The sequence below is a fragment of the Staphylococcus argensis genome (assembly GCF_002902305.1).
In the GTDB taxonomy this organism is placed as follows: domain Bacteria; phylum Bacillota; class Bacilli; order Staphylococcales; family Staphylococcaceae; genus Staphylococcus; species Staphylococcus argensis.
Genome location: NZ_PPPX01000016.1, coordinates 438,025 through 457,678 on the forward strand (window position 1 = coordinate 438,025; position 19,654 = coordinate 457,678).

Consider the following 19,654-nt stretch of genomic DNA (forward strand, 5'->3'; position numbering starts at 1 on the left):
CATCCCAAGTAAGCGAGAGTTTAACATTGAAAATTAGATATTGTTAATGTTGTTCTAGTCTCATTTTGTATCATAAAAGAGAAGTGAAACTGGAACTTTTACCATCATTGTTAACATCCAATTAAACATTCACGGGTAAATAGAACATATAAGATATTCTTCTCCAGTTGAAAATTAGGGAAATCCCTATAAAAGCAAGAAAAATTACTATATCAAACAATAGGGATTGCCCTATATTTAAAGCGTTCACATAATATTCAAGAAGATATAAATTTATCGCAATAAATAATATCTTATAATTGTAATTGAACGAAGTTAGGCAGATAATGAAAGTACAAAGTTAATAAGTGGAGGGAACTTAATATGTTAACTGAATCAGAAATTCAAACAATTAAAGATACAGTACCATTATTACAAGATAAAGGAACTGAGATCACTTCAATATTTTACCCTAAAATGTTCAACAACCACCCAGAACTTCTCAATATGTTTAACCAAACGAACCAGAAAAAAGGTATGCAATCAACTGCACTTGCTCAAGCAGTATTAGCTGCAGCGATGAATATCGAGAACTTAGGTGCAATTGCTCCAGCGATCATGCCTGTTGCATATAAACACTGTGCACTTCAAGTATATCCTGAACATTATCCAATTGTTGGTGAGAACTTACTCGCTGCAATCCAAGATGTAACAGGACTTTCTGAAGACGACCCAGTAATTCAAACTTGGGCGAAAGCTTACGGCGAAATTGCAGATGTATTCATCAAACTTGAAAAAGAAGTTTATGACCAAATGATGTGGATGGGCTTCAAACCATTCAAGATTACTAAAATTACTCAAGAAACACCAGACATTAAAGCATTTACTGTAGAAACAAATGACTATGATTTAAGTCAATACAAACCTGGTCAATATATCACTGTTGACGTAACAAGCGACAAACTTCCTTACCGCGCTAAACGTCACTACTCAATCGTAAGCGGTGACGAACATTACCTTACATTCGGTGTACGTCGCGACGTTGTTGATGGTCACGAAGGTGAAGTTTCTACAATCTTACACGATGAGTTATCTGAAGGTGACACAATCAACTTATCAGCGCCTGTAGGTGGATTCTTACTCAATAACTTAGAACAACCACAACTCTTCATCGGTTCAGGTGTCGGTATCACACCACTCGTTTCTATGTTTGATGCTGCATCTAAAGAAGGTAGCCAATCTCAAATGATTCAAGTTGCACCATCTGAAGATCAAGTACCATTCAAAGAAATGATTGAAGAGATTACACAACGTGATAACGCAAACTTACACTTACACCTTAAAGATTCTGAAGGCTATTTAGAAAAAGATGAATTAACTCAATATCTATCTGAAAGCCCAGAAATCTACATTTGTGGTGGTACTTCATTCTTAAACTCAATTATGGAAGCTCTTAAAGAACTTGAATACGACATGTCTAAAGTACACTACGAAGTATTCGTTCCACGTTTAAGTGTTGAAGTTTAATCACAAGTTATAACCGCTCAAATTTATTGAAATCACTTAGCACTAGCAGTGTACATGCTGAAATTAAATAAGCATCTCGAGTATGAGATATACGAGGAGAATGAGAAATCGTTATGGTTGCTCATTCTTCTCTTTTTTTATGAATGTTGAAGTCATTGTTATGGGAAAAATACCTAATTGAAATTGTAAACGTTTTATAAAGCATATATCTTGTGGAATCGACTCGTGTTCGTCATCATATATTTATATATCAACTTCTTAGGGTATAATATAGCGTCCGTGTATCAAGAAGCGGACGTGAACTAAAAGTGTAAAAGAAACCATAAACATAAAAATTGCATAAGTTTATGGTGAACGAGTAGAATGAAAAAGTTGGTTTTTTACTAGATAAGAAAGAAAAACAGATATATTAAAAGCTAAGACGTCTACGTAGACAATCTTATCTAAATAAACATGTATAACAAAAATGATTGAAAGTCTTAGCTTCGTTTTGAGAAAAAGTTAAGAAGAAAGAAGGGTTATATGTGGCGGACAATTCAACTTCAAGTATGAAACAGAACATCCCATTGTTTATCGTCTTACTTTCAGGGGCGTTTATCACAATCTTAAACCAAACGCTCCTCGGTACAGCACTCCCGCCAATCATGAAAGATTTAAAGGTAGATGAGAACACGGCCCAATGGCTACAATCTATCTTCATGCTCGTCAATGGTATTATGATTCCAGTCACAGCGTTCTTAATTGAGCGTTTCACATCACGACAACTCTTCCTATCAGCAATGGCCATCTTTGCGGTAGGTACAGTCTTCTGTGCTGTGGCACCTGAATTTACAACGATACTTATCGGTCGTATCTTACAAGCGGCTGGTGCCGGTATCATGATGCCACTCATGCAAACATTACTCTTTATGTTGTTCCCTAAAGATAAACGCGGAACAGCGATGGGCTTATTCGGTCTTATCATCGCCTTTGCGCCAGCGATTGGTCCAACATTATCAGGTATTCTTGTAGAACATCTTACTTGGAGAAGTATCTTCTACATTATCTTACCAATCGCAGTGATCAACATTATCACAGCATATTTCTTATTACGTAACGTGACTGAGTTGAAACATCCAAAACTCGACAAACTCTCAGTTGTGTTATCTACACTCGGTTTCGGTGGCTTGTTATATAGCTTCAGTAGTGTCAGTGGTGCAGGTTGGCTCAGCGTTCAATTTATCCTGCCACTTATCGTTGGTGTGGTTGCACTTTACATCTTCATCACACGTCAGCTCAAGCTCAAACAACCGATGTTGGAATTCCGCGTCTTTCAACATAGCATCTTCACGCTAGGTACGATCATGAGTATGATTGTGTTTGGTGTCATGATTTCAACGAACGTCATTCTGCCACTTTATATGCAGAACATGTTACAGTTCAGTGCGCTTGAATCGGGTCTCGCTCTTTTACCAGGTGCCGTGATTATGGGTGCGATGAACCCACTCACAGGTTATATGTTTGATAAGTTTGGTGGAAAATGGCTCGCAAGAGTTGGATTATTTATCTTATTCGCTTCAAGTATGGCTTTTATTAACTTAGATAGTCATACAAGCTTTACTTATCTTGCAACGATGAATGCGGTTCGAATGATTTCTATCGCAATGGTTATGATGCCGATGACTACACTATCTATCAACCAGTTACCGAATGAACTCATTCCACACGGTACAGCGATGAATAACACCTTCAGACAAATGGCTGGTGCGATTGGTACAGCTGTCTTTATTACGATTATGTCAGTCGGTGCAGATCCATCACGTGGTATGGACGGCGTTATCCACGGTGTTAACATGTCCTTCCTTGCGTCAGTCGTCTTAGCAGGAATTGCTTTCTTAATGTCATTTAAGTTAAAAGATGAGAATGACGATGGAAAACGCACACGTCGTAAATATGCCAATTAATGGTAAGTGAGGGAAGTCTGCCCGCAGTATAAAAGTGATTAATTGAGCAGTGAGAAGCTCATTAAATTCAATAATTAAAGTGAAGAAAAGTCGCTCTAGCAACTTCATGTTGGAGCGACTTTTTAATATTGAAAGATAATGCATATGCTTTGAAGATGCTACTTAGATTTAAAACCATGAATAATAATACTTAAGCACTAAATTGAACTTTCTAGTAATCCTAAGATTATGTGTTGGTAAAAGATAATACATTCAGTGATGAATAGTATTTCTACCAAGCATTACTCCCATGGTTCATCATAGCGAAAAGAGAAATGAACGTGTATCATATGAATTAAGAATTATGATGAAAAGTCGAGTTCAAAGGAGTTCATCTCATGAAGATATTAATCATTGAAGATGACTTGGTCATCGCTGAAAGTTTACAAGCTGAATTAAATAAATGGCACTACGAGGTTGATATTGCACGAGATTTCAGTGCGATTATGGAAGAATTTGAACAAAGTAATCCACATCTTATCTTATTAGATATTAAATTACCGTCATTCAACGGTTTCCATTGGTGCCAGGAAATACGACGTCACTCTAATGTGCCAATTATCTTTATTAGCTCGCGTACGGATAATATGGATCAGATTATGGCAATTCAAATGGGTGGCGATGATTTTATTGAGAAGCCCTTTGATATGTCATTGACGGTAGCTAAGATTCAAGCTCTGATGCGACGGACGTACAACTTTACAGTAGACCACAATCGTCTTGAAGTTCAGAACTGTCAGCTATTGATTGATGAAGCGAAGGTCAGCTATCAAGGGCAATCTGAGAAACTATCCTTTACTGAGTTACAAATTATGCAGTCATTATTTCAAAATGAAGGAAAGTATGTGAGTAAGACAGATTTAATTGAAAAATGTTGGGAATCTGAACATTTTATCGATGATAATACGCTAGCGGTTAATATGACGCGTATTCGCAAGAAACTACAGAATATTGGCTTGCCTCATTTTATTGAAACGAAGAAAAATGTTGGCTATCGGGTAAATTAAGAGGTGAAAGAGAATGAATTTCTTAAAAACCATCAGTAATGAAGCACTGATTATTTTACTCATATTAGTGTTATTCTTATTCACATTCTTTGTCTTTTCATTACCTATGACGCCGTTTCTGTTAGCTTTAGCGATTATCGTCTTTGTCTTCGCAATTTATGTATTTTACCGTTATATCAGCTATGAAAAGCATCAAAGTCTTGAGGAAGAAGTAGAAAAGTTAGAACAAAGTCTGCATAATGTACGAAATGAACAAATTGAATATAAGAAGGAAGTAGAAGCTTACTTTCTGACGTGGGTGCATCAAATGAAGACGCCAATCACTGCGTCTAAGCTTCTGCTCGCTAGAAACGAAAAGGGCATGGTGAATCAACTGAGACAAGAAATACTTCAAATTGACAACTATTCCAACTTGGCGCTAAGCTATTTGAAATTATTGAATCATAATACGGATATGGTGCTCGCACCTGTCACGATTGATGAGTTGATTCGTCCGCTTATTAAAAAATATTCAATTCAATTTATCGAGAATCAAACGAAGATTCATTATGAGAAATCGACTGCTAAAGTAATCACTGATGCACGTTGGTGTTCTATTATGATTGAGCAACTCTTGAATAATGCTTTAAAATATGCGCGAGGACGAGATATTTGGATTAATTACAATGAGAACGAGCAGAAACTTGAAATAAGAGACAATGGTATTGGGATTAGTCGTGCAGATTTACCGAAAATCTTCGACCAAGGTTATTCAGGATACAATGGCCGTTTGCATGAGAAATCAAGCGGTATAGGATTGTTTATTGTGAAGCGGATTTCTAAGCACCTGAATCACTTTGTGGAGGTGGAATCTGAACTAGGTAAGGGTTCACGATTTACTATTCAATTTCCTAATAGCGGCACAAAACGAGGATAACAAGAAAGAAGCGACTACACTTATAAGAAAGAGAGAGAAGTGTAGTCGCTAGATAAAATAATTTATGGAATTTTGTGAGTCCAAAGGAACGAACTGGTCTCCCTTGTCAAAAATATTGTGTGTTAGAGATTGATTTCGAACATCTTAGAAGTGCACTTAGCCATTAATCTTAAACTTGTTGTTAAAAAATATTAATAATAATGCAATGTCAAAACAGATTTATAAAAAAAGTAAATGTGCAAACTTTTTGATAACTAAAACGTGAGTTTCGAATTTATATAATAGCTAATAAGGATAAATATTCGGCTCCCATAAACTAGTCTCATTTCCTTTAATTTAGAAAAGGTAAAGTTTGTAGTCACACAAAAATTCTGACTTTAATTTAAGTTCTTCTTCCTTTGGACACTCTTATCATATAACATTTTTGTGATTCCGGATATAGTCAATTTTATACTATTTTTATATTTCTATCTCATACTACTTAAATAATATAAAAGGTTTTGCTAAATTAGTTAAAATTTGAATGGTTAAAATAAGATAAATGGAGTTGGACAAGAATACTTGAAATTGTCATTAAAATTTTAACGCTTTCAAATAGCATCTTTAATTTTACAATTTTACTGACTATGACTTCCTAATTTCCAACTTTTCACCAAAAAAATCACCCCACAAGCGATCGAACTTGTAGAGTGATTTCAACTACTCAACTATCTTATTTTAACGTCTCAATTTCCACTACAATATTAATACACATCACGTTGATAACGCTGCTCTTTACGCATTTGTGTGACATACTTCTCGGCATCTTTCTCAGAGAAATGCCCTTCTTTCTGTAATACCTCAATCAATGCATCATGTACACCTGTAGCCATTTGGTCTTTATCGCCACAAACGAAGAGTGCTGCACCATTGATAATCCAGTTATAAATCGTTTCGCTATTCTCCAATAAACGATGCTGAACATAAACTTTCTCATCTGTATCACGTGAAAAGGCTAAATCTAATTTGCTCAAATAGCCTTCCTTATTCCAAGTTTCTAATTCTTCTTGATAAAGATAATCTGTTGCTTTGTATTGATTGCCAAAGATAAGCCAACTATCTTTTTTCAACTGTCGTTCTTCTGCCTCTTGTAAATAAGCACGATAAGGTGCAATTCCTGTACCCGCACCAATCATAATGATCGGTGTATCATCTTCAAACGGGAATTTGAAGTTCGGATTTTTACGGAAATAAATTGGAATGTGATCGCCAGGTTGTAAACGATCGGCAATTTGTACCGAACATACACCTTCTCTAGAGCGACCATGTGCTTCATAACGCACCGCACTCACTGTGATATGAACCTCGTTCGGCGTCTTCCGGTTACTGCTAGAAATAGAATACTCACGTGGCGGAAGTTTACGTAACAATTGTTGTAACATCTCAGGCACCAATTGTTGGGGCGGATAATCCGTGAGTAAGTCAATTAAATCTCTTCCATAAGCATACGATTTCGCCCAACCGTCATCTAATAAGTGCTCTGATAAATCTGGATTATCAAATATATCTCCGGCAGTCGTAAGCAGAGTAGGTGTTAATTTCGTGATTTCGAAATGATAAAGCAAGGCTTCTCTAAGCGTAGCCGTTTCACCTTCGTGATTCACTGGTACTTCAACATCTTGATCCCAACCGAGTTGCTCAATCAGTTCGTCTACGAGTTCAGGATTGTTGGCTGGAATAATAGTTAAGATATCGCCAGGTTCGTATTGAGTTTGATTCCCGTCAATTTGCAACTCGAGATGGTGTACTTCCTTGTTAGAGCCGGGCTGTGTAAGCACTTCATTATTGAGAACGGTAGATTGGAATGGATTAGCTTTCGTATATTGTTCAGACGGTGTAGCAACATCTCCACGAGTAACTGAATCTTCTGGCGCTTGAGTGATGACACAAGCTGAACCATTGGGGTCGTGTACAGCTTCATTCGTTGTGGACGTTGAAGTCGCGCCATTTTCTACGCTAGTCGTCGTTTCAGTTGTGGCCTGCGCCTTTGATTTACCAACACTTTGATTATCAGTGGACTCGTCCGTAACATTCTCATCAGTTTCCGCATCAGTAGCTGTCTTATCGCTATCTACAGGATCAATCGCGTTGAGTACTTCAAGCATTTTATCCATCCACTGTTCTGCCGTTTCTTCAAAGTCGAAATCGCAATCCACACGAGGAGCGATGCGGTTACCGCCTAACTCTCCAAGAATGTGGTCGAAATCTTTACCTGCCTGACAGAAATTATCGAAGTCCTGATCACCTAATGCGAGCACTGCAAAGTCTACAGCTTCCATGCTTGGCGCATCATCGCCGTGCAAGTATTCGTAAGTGTCCAACGCATTGATTGGTGGCTCGCCTACACCTTGCGTAGAACAGATGACGAATAAGGGGGAAGTCTGCGGGAGGTCTTCCGTAGTAAATTCGTCCATCTCATAGAGTTCAGTATTAAAGTCATGGGCTTGTAATTTCTCTTCAAAGTCCTCCGCTACACACTCTGCGTTCCCTGTTTCTGTACCGAAGAGGATGGTAATCTTCTCAGGTCGCTCTGAAAGTGAGCTGTGACGCTCACTTGCGCCTTCGCTCGTTTCTGCTACCTCTTCTTTTGCATCCTCGTTTGAGGCCATATTCGTTTCGTTGGCCGTTTCAGTTTGCGCCTGTTGTTGCGCTGCATGGTCTTCTTCCACTTGGTCTTTCTCAGATTGACTCAAGAGATAGCCACTTAACCAATTCTCTTGTTCAGGCGTGAGTGTAGGTAATATTTTATTTAAAAGTGTGAGTTGTTCTTCACTAAAGGGACTATTTGTTGAATTGAGTTGCAATCCATATCACCTCTCATTGCTATTGTAATCCTATGATTGAGTGGGTTAAACTAATTCGTTCGCGTCAAATTGTAAATCGTTATATGTACTATCAGTATACATGATTTAGTGATTGAGTTGGTTAGGTTAAAAGGAGCTGGAGTATCGTTGAGAAGTTTTATGCTGAGCCTAACTCGCTCATTTTTATAAAATGCAAACCCGCTCCTCTTAACCCACATCATAGACAAAGGCTTAGACGCGTTGGTACACACGTTTAAGCCTCGTCTCGTATTACTATTCTTTAATCGCAAAGGCGCGGACTGGGAAGCCTGGTGCATCTTTCGGTTTTGGACTAATCGTGTAAATGATAGCACCACGCGTAGGGAGTTGATCTAAGTTCGTTAACAGTTCGACTTGGAACGTATCTTGCCCAAGTACATAACGTTCCCCAACGATATCGCCATTGCGAGCAGTGTCGACAGAAGCGTCTGTATCAAACGTTTCATGGCCGATTGCTTTGACACCGCGTTCTTCAAGGAGGAACTTCAACGCATCAAGTCCCCAACCAGGCAAGTGTTGGTTACCGTCCTCATCTTTATTCTCAAACGCTTCAGTATCTGGCCAACGCTTAGACCAATCTGTACGTAAAGCTACGAACGTACCACTTTCGATCGCACCGTGTTTAGACTCCCATTCGAGCAAATGGTCACGCGTGAGCACGAAATCGGCATTCTCTTCTGCTTCTTTAGCGTAATCTAACACGATAAGCGGCAAGACAAGTTCTTGTAAATCAAGATCGTTTAAATAGCGTTTATTCTCGACGAAGTGAATAGGGGCATCGATGTGTGTGCCGTACTGAGTGACGATATTCCAACGTTGCACGAAGAATCCGTGTTCTGGCACTGTGAATAGCGTTGATACTTCTGCCTTTTCAAAGTCACTGAAACGAGGAATATCCTCATCAAAGGTATGGGTTAAATCGACCCACGTCGCTGATTTCAGTTGCTCAAGTTGTTTCCAAAGTGGATAGCTCATGTGTATCACCTTTCTTTTTATTAAAATGCGTCAATAATTACTGATAGGGCATTTCTTACCTAATCGTTGAATGTAGAGATGGTGAGGATTCATGAAACGTGTTAACTATCGTAAATCCTCATCAAACTTGGAGAGTGTATTCACTCTATCTCAATCAAGACGTCTCCTCTAAATTATCTTCACGTAAATGACGTACTGCCTCTACTAGCACACTCAAAGCGTCTTTCACTTCTTCTTCTTTACGTGTCTTCAAGCCACAGTCCGGGTTCACCCAGAACAATGAGCGGTCAATATTCTGCAAAGCACGCGTAATCGCCGACGTAATTTCACTTTCTGTAGGAATACGTGGACTATGAATGTCATATACGCCAAGTCCAATTCCTAAATCATACGTAATGTCTTCAAAGTCTTTGATTAAATCTCCATGACTACGTGATGTTTCAATAGAAATCACATCTGCATCTAGCTCACGGATAGCATGAATAATTTGTCCAAACTGAGAATAGCACATATGCGTATGAATTTGTGTCGCATCCGCCACTGAAGACGTTGCTAAACGGAAGGAATGGACAGCTTTCTGTAGGTAATCTTCATGATATTCAGATCGGAGCGGTAAACCTTCACGCAAAGCAGGTTCATCGACTTGTATAATACGTATACCCGCTTCTTCCAATGCGAGCACTTCCTCATTTATAGCGAGTGCAATTTGATCTTGTACACGTGAACGAGGAATGTCTACACGTTCAAATGACCAATTCAAGATCGTCACAGGCCCTGTTAACATACCTTTGACCGGGTGAGCCGTGAGACTTTGCGCATACTTCGTTTCAGCCACCGTAATCGGCTCTGTCCATTTCACATCACCATAGATGATAGGTGGTTTCACAGCACGAGAACCGTAAGATTGCACCCAACCGTATTTCGTCACGAGGAAGCCTTGAAGTCGTTCACCAAAGTATTCCACCATGTCATTACGTTCGAACTCACCGTGGACGAAGACGTCGAGTCCGATATCTTCTTGAATGCGAATCCAGCGCGCGATTTCTTGTTCTAAGAACGTACGATATTCTGTGTCGGAAATGCGCTGATTCTTCCAATCTGCCCGTTGTTTACGTACCTCAGTGGATTGAGGGAATGAGCCAATCGTTGTCGTAGGTAAATCCGGCAACTGTAAGTGTTCTTGTTGTGCGACGCGGCGTGTTTCAAATGGAGATTGTCGTGTCGTGCGTACAGCATCGAAATCGTATTCAGCATTTTTGAAATCTTGTTGGTTAAAGCGTTCATAACGCGCTTGTAATGTGTTGAATTTGTCAGCATCGTTATCATTGAAGAGGCGTTTTAAAGCGTCTAATTCATCGAGCTTCTCCGTCGCAAAGCTTAAACCTTCTACGATAGCTTCTTCGAGTTGTTCATCATCGAGTGATACAGGAACGTGTAAAAGGGAAGATGACGGCTGAATTACGAGTTCGTCTGTATAATCTAGTAACGTCTCAATCAAGTGCTTTTTATCCTCTAAATCTGCAGTCCACACGTTGCGACCGTCAATAATTCCAGCATAAATGGCTTTCTCCTTATCGAGATAACCAGACTGAATTTGCGCTAAGTTGTAGCCATTATCGTGTACAAAGTCTAGACCATAACCTTTCACTGGTAAGGTGTTCAGAAATTCGATGTTCGCGCGTTCAAAGTATGTTTGAATGACGAGTTTGTCGCCTAACCCCGCTTCAGCAAAGTCATCATAGGCACGTTTCGTTATCGCCTCATATTTGGCACTATCGTCTGTCACGAGAATAGGTTCATCGATTTGAATATAAGATGCACCTGCTTCAACAAGCTCTGTTAATACTTGTCGGTACAACGGAAGTAACGTTTCCACTTTCTCTTCAAACGATTGCGTACCGCCTTTCGATAAAGCCACAAATGTAATAGGACCGAGAATCACAGGATGTGCCTCGACGTTAAGAGATTGCGCAAATTCGTACCTTTCAAGCAATGTATTGTGCGTCACTTGCGGCTCGACGTTGTCCCACTCTGGAACGATGTAGTGATAGTTCGTGTTAAACCACTTAATCAAAGCGCTTGCGACGTGTTCTTTATTACCACGCGCGATATCAAAGAGTAAATCCGTATCGACAGGGCGCCCTTGGAAACGTTCAGGAATAATATTGAAGAGTAGAGATGTATCTAACACGTGATCATAGAGTGAGAAGTCTCCTACAGGAATACTGTCGAGATGATAGTGTTTCTGCAGTAAGAGATTCTCTTTGTGTAATGCATTGAGCTGTTCGTGAAGTTCATCGAGCGAAATACGTTGTGCCCAGTAACTTTCAATGGCTTTCTTCCATTCTCTCTTTCTACCTAGTCTTGGAAATCCTAAATTTGATGTTGTAATTGTCATGATAATGCCTCCTGTTTCGTTGAAGTGATAGTTTGTGAATAGTGTGCGAGTTCAATGGTCAAGTCCACGCGTTGAAATGGTGTGATGAGATATAGGCCATTAAAGTAGCGATGTACAGTCTCAATCAATGCTTTCGAGAGTTTGAGACTTAGTGCTTTCGTCTGTGCTGCGTCATCTTTTACCGCTTCAAACTGCTCCAAGATGTCGTCGGAGAGTGTGATGCCTGGGACTTCATTGTGTAAAAATAACGCATTGTTGTAGCTCGTTATCGGCATGATACCGATGTAGAACGGTGTCTCTAAATGTTGCGTTGCTTCATAAATTTCTTGAATCTTAGCGCTACTGTAAACGGGTTGCGTAATAAAGTAATGTGTCCCGTGCTTGATCTTCTGTTCCGCCCTTTTAACGGCGTGGTCTAAGCGACGGACGTTAGGGTCAAAGGCACCAGCGATGTTAAAATGCGTGCGTTGCTTCAACTCTGCCCCGTCTGTATTGATGCCTTGGTTAAAACGTAGAGCCATCTCAGTGAGCCCTCTCGAATTCACATCATACACGTTAGTAGCGCCGGGAAGATTTCCGATACGTGCAGGATCGCCGGTAATCGTCAATATTTCGGTGATATCGAGTAAAGATAGACCGAGAAGATGAGACTGTAAGCCGATTAAATTGCGGTCCCGACAAGCGATGTGCACTAAAGGCTCTAGGTTGTATTGCTGTTTGATGATGCTTGCCGCTGCGATGTTGCTGATACGCACAGTGGCGAGCGAATTATCAGCTAAAGTAATGGCGTCGATGCCAAGTTGATCGAGCTGTTCGACATTGTCGAAGAAAGTGGACGTATCCAGATGCTTCGGTGTGTCTAATTCGACGATGATTGATGGTCGTTGTTTAACGATGGACGTCAGATTCTTCTTACGTGTAGGTGCCAGTTGATTGCGTTCGCGTTTCTTAATCGGTATGACATTTTTACGTGTGACCGGCGACAAATCTTTGACCGCTTGCTTGATATAGCGCACATGTTCAGGTGTCGTACCGCAGCATCCTCCAATAAGACGGACGCCTTCGTTGATGAGTTTTTGAGCCATTTTACCGAAATAAGCAGCATTATCGCTATAACGTATTTCTTGGTTCTCAATATCGAGCAGACTCGCGTTCGGATAACACGAGAGATAAGCGTCTTGCGGCAGGTCGATGTGAGAGAAAGACTGCTGCATGTGATGTGGACCGTGATGACAGTTAAGTCCCACGATATTCGTACCACATTCGACGACGTGCTGAATCGCTCGGTTAATTTCAGTGCTATCTTTCAGATAATGCGTGTTGGAAGCAGTGAGTTGCGCGATAATCGGACGGTCGGTCATCTCTCGGGCAAGCTTGACGACAGCAGTCAGTTCCTCTAAGTCGTAGTACGTTTCAAAGAGTAGCGCATCGACACCAGACTGGATTAAGGTCTCGATTTGGAGCTCAGTATGATAGAGAATCGTCGACAAGCTTAAATCTTCCTGCGTTACACTGCGAAAGCCTCCGACAGTACCGAGGATAATCGTTTCAGGTTGAGCTGCACGTTGAGCAATCGCTACCGCAGCTTGATGGATGTGTTTCACTTTGTGCTCCAAGCCGAATGCTTTCAACTTCTCAAAGTTTGCGCCGTACGTGTTGGTTTGGATGACGTCCGCCCCCGCTTCAATGTAAGAACGGTGAATCGCTTCGATCTTCTCAGGGTGAGTGAGGTTGTAAGCTTCTGGGCAGGTATCCAACCCTTCTGTGAAGAGGATCGTGCCCATTGCGCCATCACCGACGAGTACTTGTGTCTGTAGTTTGTGTAATAGTTTAGTCATCACATCCCTCCTTTAAAGCGTGATTGAGGTCGGCAATCAACTCAGTTGGATCTTCAAGCCCAACGCTGAGTCGAAAGAGTCCCCACGTGATCTGTCGTGCTTCACGAATCTCTTGTGGAATCGCTGCGTGTGACATCGTAGCTGGGTGAGACAAGATCGTTTCTACGCCACCCAAACTAACTGAGACGAGTGGGAGTGTGAGCGCATCGACGAAAGCTTGTGCGCGTGTTTCATCTTGAAGTCGAAATCCGAGTACTGCACCACCATGGCGTGCTTGGGAAAGATGAAGGTCACTATTCCCGGGATAGTACACTTCACTCACTGCAGGGTGTTGTTCTAGAAATTGAACGACCTTGTGCGCGTTAGCCACAGATTGGTTGTAGCGGACGGGCAACGTTTTTAAATGTTTCGCTAGAGTCCAGCTATCTTGGGCAGATAATGCAGTTCCTGTCCCATTTTGTAAAAGGTAAAGTTGCTCCGCTAAATCGTTGCGATTAACGATGACGGCGCCTGCGATTAAATCACTATGACCGCTGAGAAATTTCGTCGCGCTGTGAATGACGATATCCGCGCCTAACTGAAGCGGGGATTGCCCTAAAGGTGTCATAAACGTATTATCTACAGCCACATCGATGTGATGACGATGTGCGAGTTCTGTCGCAAGTCGAATGTTCGTAATCTTAAATTTCGGGTTGGACGGTGTCTCCAAATAGAGGAGTCGTGCCTCCGGTCGAATCGCACGTTGAATATTTTTAATATCTGTCGTATCCACGATAGTGAAATGAATGTTAAAACGATTCAGAATTTGACGTGTAAGTCGAAAGGTGCCGCCATAGACGTCGTCAGGCAGGATGACATGGTCTCCTGATTTAAGCGATAAGAAGACGGCTGTAATTGCTGCGATACCAGAAGCGAAAGCAAAGGCGTGAGTCCCACCTTCAAGTCGCGCGAGTTTCTCTTCCAATAGTTGACGGTTAGGATTACCACTGCGCGCATAATCATATTTTGTAGCTCCACCCAAGATACGTTGATGAAACGTCGACGAATCATACAGTGGCGGATTAGCTGAGTTGTACTGGTGACCTCTATGTGAATCAAAGAGGACTTCTGTTTCTGGCGATAACGTCATGCGACCACTCCTTTCTGTGCTTGATTTAATGCCTGGATAATATCTTGTTCAATATCGTCGTAATGTTCAATGCCGACTGAGAGGCGAATTAAATATTCGTCGATACCTCTCTTGGCTTTTTCTTCATCAGGCATATCGACGTGCGTTTGTGTGTAAGGGAAGGTGATAAAGGTTTCTGTCCCGCCCAAACTTTCAGCGAAGATGCAGGTTTTGAGATTTTTTAACAGTAGTCCAACATCGTAGTGAGGATTCAGCCGTAAACTCAACATGCCCGTCTGTCCGCTATAGAGGACCTCGCTAATCGCTTCCAACTCCTTGCAACGTTCTGCTAAGCGACGGGCATTGGATTCTGCACGCTCCATCCGTAGATGTAGGGTCTTTAAGCCACGTTGTAAGAGATAGCTATCAAAGGGAGAGAGCGTTGCACCCATCATGTTGTGATAACTCCCTAACGTTTCTGCTAAGCTATCATCTTTCACCGTCACTACACCTGCGAGCACATCGTTATGACCGCCGATATACTTCGTCGCCGAGTGAAGCACGATATCTGCACCTTCCACTAATGGTATAGAGAGATACGGGGTTAAGAACGTATTGTCGATAATCGTGAGCAAGTCATGCTGACGTGCGAGTTTGTAATACGGTTGTAGGTCAATCGCAATCATCTGTGGATTGGAAATCGGTTCGATAAACAATGCACGTGTCTGTGGTGTAATCGCACGTTGCACTTCGTCATAGTTCGTGAAATCCACATAGGTAAAATGAATGTCGTAGTGCGATTCGTAATGTGCGAACAGTCGAAAGGTCCCGCCATATAAATCAAAGGATACGAGCACTTCATCACCAGGTTGGAAGAGATGGCAAATGAGTTGAATTGCAGCCATGCCGCTCGATGTCGCGAATGCTGCCGTACCAAGTTCAAGTCGGGCAAAGGCCTCTTCAAACGCTGAACGCGTCGGATTCTTGGTTCGCGTATAGTCGTAGCCTGTCGATTCACCTAGATGTGGGTGCTGATAAGCGGTCGATAGATGAATAGGGTTCGCAATTGCACCGGTCGTATCTTGAGTGAGCGCAATTTGAGCGAATTCAGTATCTTTCATGTGTGAACAACCTCCTTGTGAGTAAAATAAAAAAAGCTTCCGTCCTTTAAACCCGATTCGAATCGGATGTAAAGGACGAAAGCTTCGGTTTCGTGGTACCACCTCTATTTGTCACTTTATCGCTAAAGTAACCTCAACCAGTACGCTAAATGTTAAAGTCGCGAAAGGTTGAACGAATCAACCTCTTACCGAGCGCATAATAAAAACCCATTTCGTTTGTACAAAATGAGTATCAACACGGTTGAGGACGTGGAAATCCAGTACGCCATTTAACAAATGTTAATACTGTCTCGCTATAACGGGCGAACCCGTTGACACCTCATATTGGCATCAACACTCAAAGGCCATTTTCAAACTTTCTTTCTGGATCTTCTTTCAGCAAACGAAGACTCTCTGTGCCAGCAGTGTAAGTTCTACTTTCCTTATTGCTGTGTTTCAGTGCGTTGTGAACTTGTTATCATTAAGTGTATAGAGCGGATAATAATTTGTCAACAACTTTTCTGAAAATTGTGATTTGGTGTAATAAGAAAATGATGGAGAAGTCTTGCTGTATATAGGATAAATACTTGTTTCTTCAGAGAGAAATTTTTTACAATAAAGAGTAATGAATCATACATGAGGGAGTGCAAAGCATGGCGCTATCCAACGATGAACGCATCGCGCAACAAGCAGATGAGAAAGTCCAATCTATACCTATTCAGAAGATTAAACCGAATCCGTATCAGCCACGTAAAACGTTCGATGAAGCGAAGTTAAATGACCTCGCTGATTCTATTCGCCAGCATGGCATTCTACAACCTATCGTGTTAAGCGAGAGTGTGCAAGGTTATTATATCGTCGTAGGAGAGCGGCGTTATCGTGCTTCACAGCTTGCCGGTTTGACTGAAATGCCAGCGATTGTGAAAGCTCTGACTGAGACAGATATGATGGAATTGGCGATAATCGAGAACTTGCAGCGTGAAGATTTAAATGCGATGGAAGAAGCGGAAAGTTACCAGAAATTGATGGATGATTTACATATTACGCAACAAGATGTCGCGAAACGTTTGAGTAAGTCTCGGCCGTATGTCGCAAATATGTTGCGATTATTAAACTTGCCTAAATCAGTGGCAGATATGGTAAGAACAGGCGAAATTTCGGGTGGTCATGGACGTACATTGCTGGCGGTTAAAGATGCGCAGGCGATGAAGCGGTTAGCCAACCGGGTGTCTAAAGAACACTGGAGCGTTCGGTATTTAGAAAGCTATTTAGCTGACAATGAACCTAAAAAGCAAACATCTCAGAAAGCGACTAAGCAAGCGAAACCGCGCTTTATTCAAAAACAAGAACGACAGCTCAAAGAACAGTACGGCACGGATGTGACGATTTCGACACGTAAACAGAAAGGGCAAATTACTTTCGACTTCACCTCAGAAGAAGAATTTAAGCGCCTTATCCGACAATTGAATCGAGAAAGATGAGGGCGCTGTAACTGTGCGAGCAAGATGAATCGCTTGTCTAAGTGAAAGTGGAGTGAGTATGATGCAATCACTCTTTTCTTACTAGACAAGCGATTTTTATGCTATCTTCTTTGGTTTAAAGCACGATTGATTTCTGCGACATATTTTTTATTTCGCTGATATTGAATGAGCCAAATGATGCTATAAATGATAATGTAGAGAACGACAAAGCTTACAATGGGAGCGACTTTGAGTGGAAACCATCCTGCTAAAATAGCTAGAGGGAAGAATCCACCAAGCATCAATATGAAATGGACTATGGTAATCTTCCATAATGACCACTCAGTACGTTCATATAACAGTCCACCTACAAAGAATAGGATACCGACAAGCGCCCAGAGGATGATCGAAATCAACATAATCATAGGCTCATTCAAGTGTGCATAGTAAATCTGCCCCATTGTGGAAACAGGTGATTGAGGATAGTAGTGATCGTGCCCAAAGATAAAGCTAAAGATGAGCGACAATCCAAGACCGATCATGATGCCTAACATACTACTTCTTAAGATTCCTCTCATAACGATAATCTCTCCTTAATCATTTTAAGATAGCGACGCGATGAATGCGTATAATCGATATTATTGAAATAAATGCGAATTAACCCGTTGGCTTGAAGTTGTAACTTATAAATCGCATCGATGTTCACAATTTCTGATTTTGAAATACGCACGAACTGTGTAGGAAGTGCTGATTCAAGTTCGTATAAACGATAAGCGACGCTATACTCTGTATCACGTGTGTAAGCATAAATTTTCTTATTCAGTGACATAAATGACCGAATGTCCTTAACATTGAGAAAGTAAATATCGTCCTCAATGCTTCCTTTGATTTCTGTTAACCTACCTAAGTCATCGACATACGAGACGAGCTGTTGAATCTCTTCTGTCATCTCAGGTCCCTCAATCGAGACACATTCTTCAGGATAGGCGTTGCCGATATTGAGTCTGAGTTTCACATTCACCTCTCCTTTGTCCATTTGTTAAGTATAGTAAAACACATTTTTGGTGCTGATAGTGGCTGCTTAGACAACTGGTAGGAAAGACGGGATAAGTGGTCGTTTAAGGTAACTCATTTTACATATGATGAGTAGTAAAATGTACGATAGGACGCACTTATTGACTATATAGGTGAGTTATTTTATATTGAATTCTTGATAAGTTACGCTAAGAGTAAGGGTTAAGCCCAATTTGAACATTCTAACGTACGTCAAACTGATTAAGTGAGCAGGATCTCCGCTCATTTCGAACCCAGGATGGAGGGCAAAACTTGAGTGAAGGTTTAAACTGATGAGTAGATATTAGAGGAGGTCTTTCTTTGAATCAGGTATTAAGCATCTTAAAGTCCATCGCTGAACCGTTAACGAAACCTGAGACGTACCAACACTTCACCTCTAAAGCGATTATGGTCATCGTCTATCTTATCGTCGCATGGATTGTCATCAGAATCTTAAACAAGATTATTCAACAGTTCTTTAAATTACAGAACAGAGGTAATAAAGGAAATAAGAAACGTTCGAAGACGCTCGCTCGTTCAGAACATCGTCAGTTACGTCGTATGGTTTATCGTCATTACGACCATCTTGAAGAAATTTGGTATTAGCGTCGAAGGTATCATCGCCAGTGCAGGTGTCGTAGGTCTGGCTGTTGGTTTCGGTGCTCAAACAGTCGTGAAAGACATCATCACAGGTTTCTTCATTATCTTTGAAAATCAATTCGATGTCGGTGATTACGTGAAGATTAATAGTGGCGGTACTACGGTCGCAGAAGGTACTGTGAAGTCTATCGGCTTACGCTCTACACGTATTAACACGATTAGTGGTGAACTCACTGTCTTACCAAATGGTAGTATGGGTGAAATTACCAACTATTCAGTGACAAACGGCACATCTATCATTGATATTCCAGTTTCTCCAGAAGAGAATATCGATAAAGTGGAAAAACAACTCAGCGAATATTTAATTACGATTCGTTCAAAATACTATTTATTCGTTTCTGATCCAACTGTCATCGGTATCAACTCACTCAATCGTGATGAAATCGTGCTCGGTATTACAGCTGAAACGATTCCAGGAGAAGGTGCAGCAGGTGGTCGCATTCTTCGCAAAGAGATTTATAATTTCTTTAAAGTAAAAGGGATTAAAATGCCTAAACCGCTTATGGTACAATATGACCCGGATAAAGAATAATTCCGCTCGCGAATTCGGAGGAGTGACAGCTTAATGAATAACTACGGTTTAAATGATATTATAGAAATGAAGAAGCAACATGCATGTGGAACAAACCGTTTTAAGATTATTAGAATGGGCGCAGATATTCGAATCAAATGTGAACATTGTCATAGAAGTATTATGCTTCCACGTCAGACTTTTAATAAAAAAATCAAAAAAGTACTTGAATCTCATCAAGATACTGAAGAATAAGGA

General features: G+C 40.9%; 14 protein-coding genes, 1 pseudogene and 1 other annotated feature. Of the genes and pseudogenes, 7 read left to right on the forward strand and 8 right to left on the reverse strand.

Annotation, left to right across the window (positions count from 1 at the left end; translation table 11 throughout):
- The first annotated feature begins 363 nt into the window (after positions 1 to 363).
- The 4 genes from CD039_RS10900 (at position 364) to CD039_RS10915 (ending at position 5,411) form a co-directional block, all read left to right on the forward strand.
- A complete protein-coding gene (locus CD039_RS10900) occupies positions 364 to 1,506 on the forward strand; it encodes a globin domain-containing protein (RefSeq protein ID WP_103372335.1) in 1,143 nt (380 codons plus the stop codon).
- 524 nt (positions 1,507 to 2,030) lie between these two features.
- Positions 2,031 to 3,449, forward strand: coding sequence for an MDR family MFS transporter (locus CD039_RS10905; protein WP_103372336.1), 1,419 nt, complete (start codon positions 2,031 to 2,033; stop codon positions 3,447 to 3,449).
- Between the two features lie 377 nt (positions 3,450 to 3,826).
- Positions 3,827 to 4,495, forward strand: coding sequence for a response regulator transcription factor (locus CD039_RS10910; protein ID WP_103372337.1), 669 nt, complete (start codon positions 3,827 to 3,829; stop codon positions 4,493 to 4,495).
- Positions 4,496 to 4,508: 13 nt separating this feature from the next.
- Positions 4,509 to 5,411: a sensor histidine kinase gene (locus tag CD039_RS10915; protein ID WP_103372338.1), complete on the forward strand. Its 903-nt coding sequence runs from the start codon at positions 4,509 to 4,511 to the stop codon at positions 5,409 to 5,411.
- A 743-nt stretch (positions 5,412 to 6,154) separates the two neighbouring features.
- Here the strand turns inward: CD039_RS10915 and CD039_RS10920 are convergent.
- From CD039_RS10920 to CD039_RS10945, 6 genes are all read right to left on the reverse strand, one after another.
- Entirely contained in the window at positions 6,155 to 8,254 is a 2,100-nt protein-coding gene (locus CD039_RS10920; RefSeq protein WP_103372339.1) for a diflavin oxidoreductase, read from the reverse strand.
- Positions 8,255 to 8,527: 273 nt separating this feature from the next.
- On the reverse strand, positions 8,528 to 9,268 hold the full coding sequence (locus CD039_RS10925) for a cyclase family protein (protein WP_103372340.1): 741 nt from the start codon (positions 9,266 to 9,268) through the stop codon (positions 8,528 to 8,530).
- A gap of 154 nt (positions 9,269 to 9,422) precedes the next feature.
- Positions 9,423 to 11,669: a 5-methyltetrahydropteroyltriglutamate--homocysteine S-methyltransferase gene (gene metE, locus CD039_RS10930; protein WP_103372341.1), complete on the reverse strand. Its 2,247-nt coding sequence runs from the start codon at positions 11,667 to 11,669 to the stop codon at positions 9,423 to 9,425.
- Entirely contained in the window at positions 11,663 to 13,504 is a 1,842-nt protein-coding gene (locus CD039_RS10935) for a bifunctional homocysteine S-methyltransferase/methylenetetrahydrofolate reductase (protein ID WP_103372342.1), read from the reverse strand. Before CD039_RS10935 ends, metE begins: the two co-directional genes overlap by 7 nt.
- Positions 13,497 to 14,633 (reverse strand): cystathionine beta-lyase MetC, encoded by a 1,137-nt coding sequence (gene metC, locus CD039_RS10940; RefSeq protein WP_103372343.1) that lies wholly within the window; start codon positions 14,631 to 14,633, stop codon positions 13,497 to 13,499. The genes CD039_RS10935 and metC overlap by 8 nt, the downstream gene beginning before the upstream one ends.
- Positions 14,630 to 15,733 (reverse strand): PLP-dependent transferase, encoded by a 1,104-nt coding sequence (locus CD039_RS10945; protein WP_103372344.1) that lies wholly within the window; start codon positions 15,731 to 15,733, stop codon positions 14,630 to 14,632. Before CD039_RS10945 ends, metC begins: the two co-directional genes overlap by 4 nt.
- A gap of 68 nt (positions 15,734 to 15,801) precedes the next feature.
- Positions 15,802 to 16,171 (reverse strand) — a binding site (T-box leader).
- 194 nt (positions 16,172 to 16,365) lie between these two features.
- Between CD039_RS10945 and CD039_RS10950 the strand changes: the two genes are divergently transcribed.
- On the forward strand, positions 16,366 to 17,193 hold the full coding sequence (locus CD039_RS10950) for a ParB/RepB/Spo0J family partition protein (RefSeq protein ID WP_103372345.1): 828 nt from the start codon (positions 16,366 to 16,368) through the stop codon (positions 17,191 to 17,193).
- Between the two features lie 101 nt (positions 17,194 to 17,294).
- Here CD039_RS10950 and CD039_RS10955 read toward each other — a convergent pair whose 3' ends face one another.
- Together CD039_RS10955 and CD039_RS10960 are read right to left on the reverse strand one after the other, a co-directional pair.
- Positions 17,295 to 17,750: a DUF3021 domain-containing protein gene (locus tag CD039_RS10955; protein ID WP_103372346.1), complete on the reverse strand. Its 456-nt coding sequence runs from the start codon at positions 17,748 to 17,750 to the stop codon at positions 17,295 to 17,297.
- Entirely contained in the window at positions 17,747 to 18,187 is a 441-nt protein-coding gene (locus CD039_RS10960) for a LytTR family DNA-binding domain-containing protein (protein ID WP_103372347.1), read from the reverse strand. The genes CD039_RS10955 and CD039_RS10960 overlap by 4 nt, the downstream gene beginning before the upstream one ends.
- 359 nt (positions 18,188 to 18,546) lie before the next feature.
- Here CD039_RS10960 and CD039_RS10965 point away from each other — a divergent pair.
- A pseudogene (locus tag CD039_RS10965) lies at positions 18,547 to 19,417 on the forward strand (mechanosensitive ion channel family protein).
- 33 nt (positions 19,418 to 19,450) lie between these two features.
- The gene (locus CD039_RS10970) at positions 19,451 to 19,651 is read left to right on the forward strand and encodes a DUF951 domain-containing protein (RefSeq protein WP_002472788.1); all 201 of its coding nucleotides are present in this window, start codon (positions 19,451 to 19,453) and stop codon (positions 19,649 to 19,651) included.
- The last annotated feature ends 3 nt before the right edge of the window (positions 19,652 to 19,654 follow it).

Bases quoted from the DNA above. Each gene is read 5' to 3' on its own strand.
- CD039_RS10900 (WP_103372335.1), top strand. From the start codon at position 364: ATGTTAACTGAATCAGAAATTCAAACAATTAAAGATACAGTACCATTA.
- CD039_RS10910 (WP_103372337.1), top strand. From the start codon at position 3,827: ATGAAGATATTAATCATTGAAGATGACTTGGTCATCGCTGAAAGTTTA.
- CD039_RS10915 (WP_103372338.1), top strand. From the start codon at position 4,509: ATGAATTTCTTAAAAACCATCAGTAATGAAGCACTGATTATTTTACTC.
- CD039_RS10925 (WP_103372340.1), bottom strand. From the start codon at position 9,268: ATGAGCTATCCACTTTGGAAACAACTTGAGCAACTGAAATCAGCGACG.
- CD039_RS10935 (WP_103372342.1), bottom strand. From the start codon at position 13,504: ATGACTAAACTATTACACAAACTACAGACACAAGTACTCGTCGGTGAT.
- metC (WP_103372343.1), bottom strand. From the start codon at position 14,633: ATGACGTTATCGCCAGAAACAGAAGTCCTCTTTGATTCACATAGAGGT.
- CD039_RS10945 (WP_103372344.1), bottom strand. From the start codon at position 15,733: ATGAAAGATACTGAATTCGCTCAAATTGCGCTCACTCAAGATACGACC.
- CD039_RS10950 (WP_103372345.1), top strand. From the start codon at position 16,366: ATGGCGCTATCCAACGATGAACGCATCGCGCAACAAGCAGATGAGAAA.
- CD039_RS10955 (WP_103372346.1), bottom strand. From the start codon at position 17,750: ATGAGAGGAATCTTAAGAAGTAGTATGTTAGGCATCATGATCGGTCTT.
- CD039_RS10970 (WP_002472788.1), top strand. From the start codon at position 19,451: ATGAATAACTACGGTTTAAATGATATTATAGAAATGAAGAAGCAACAT.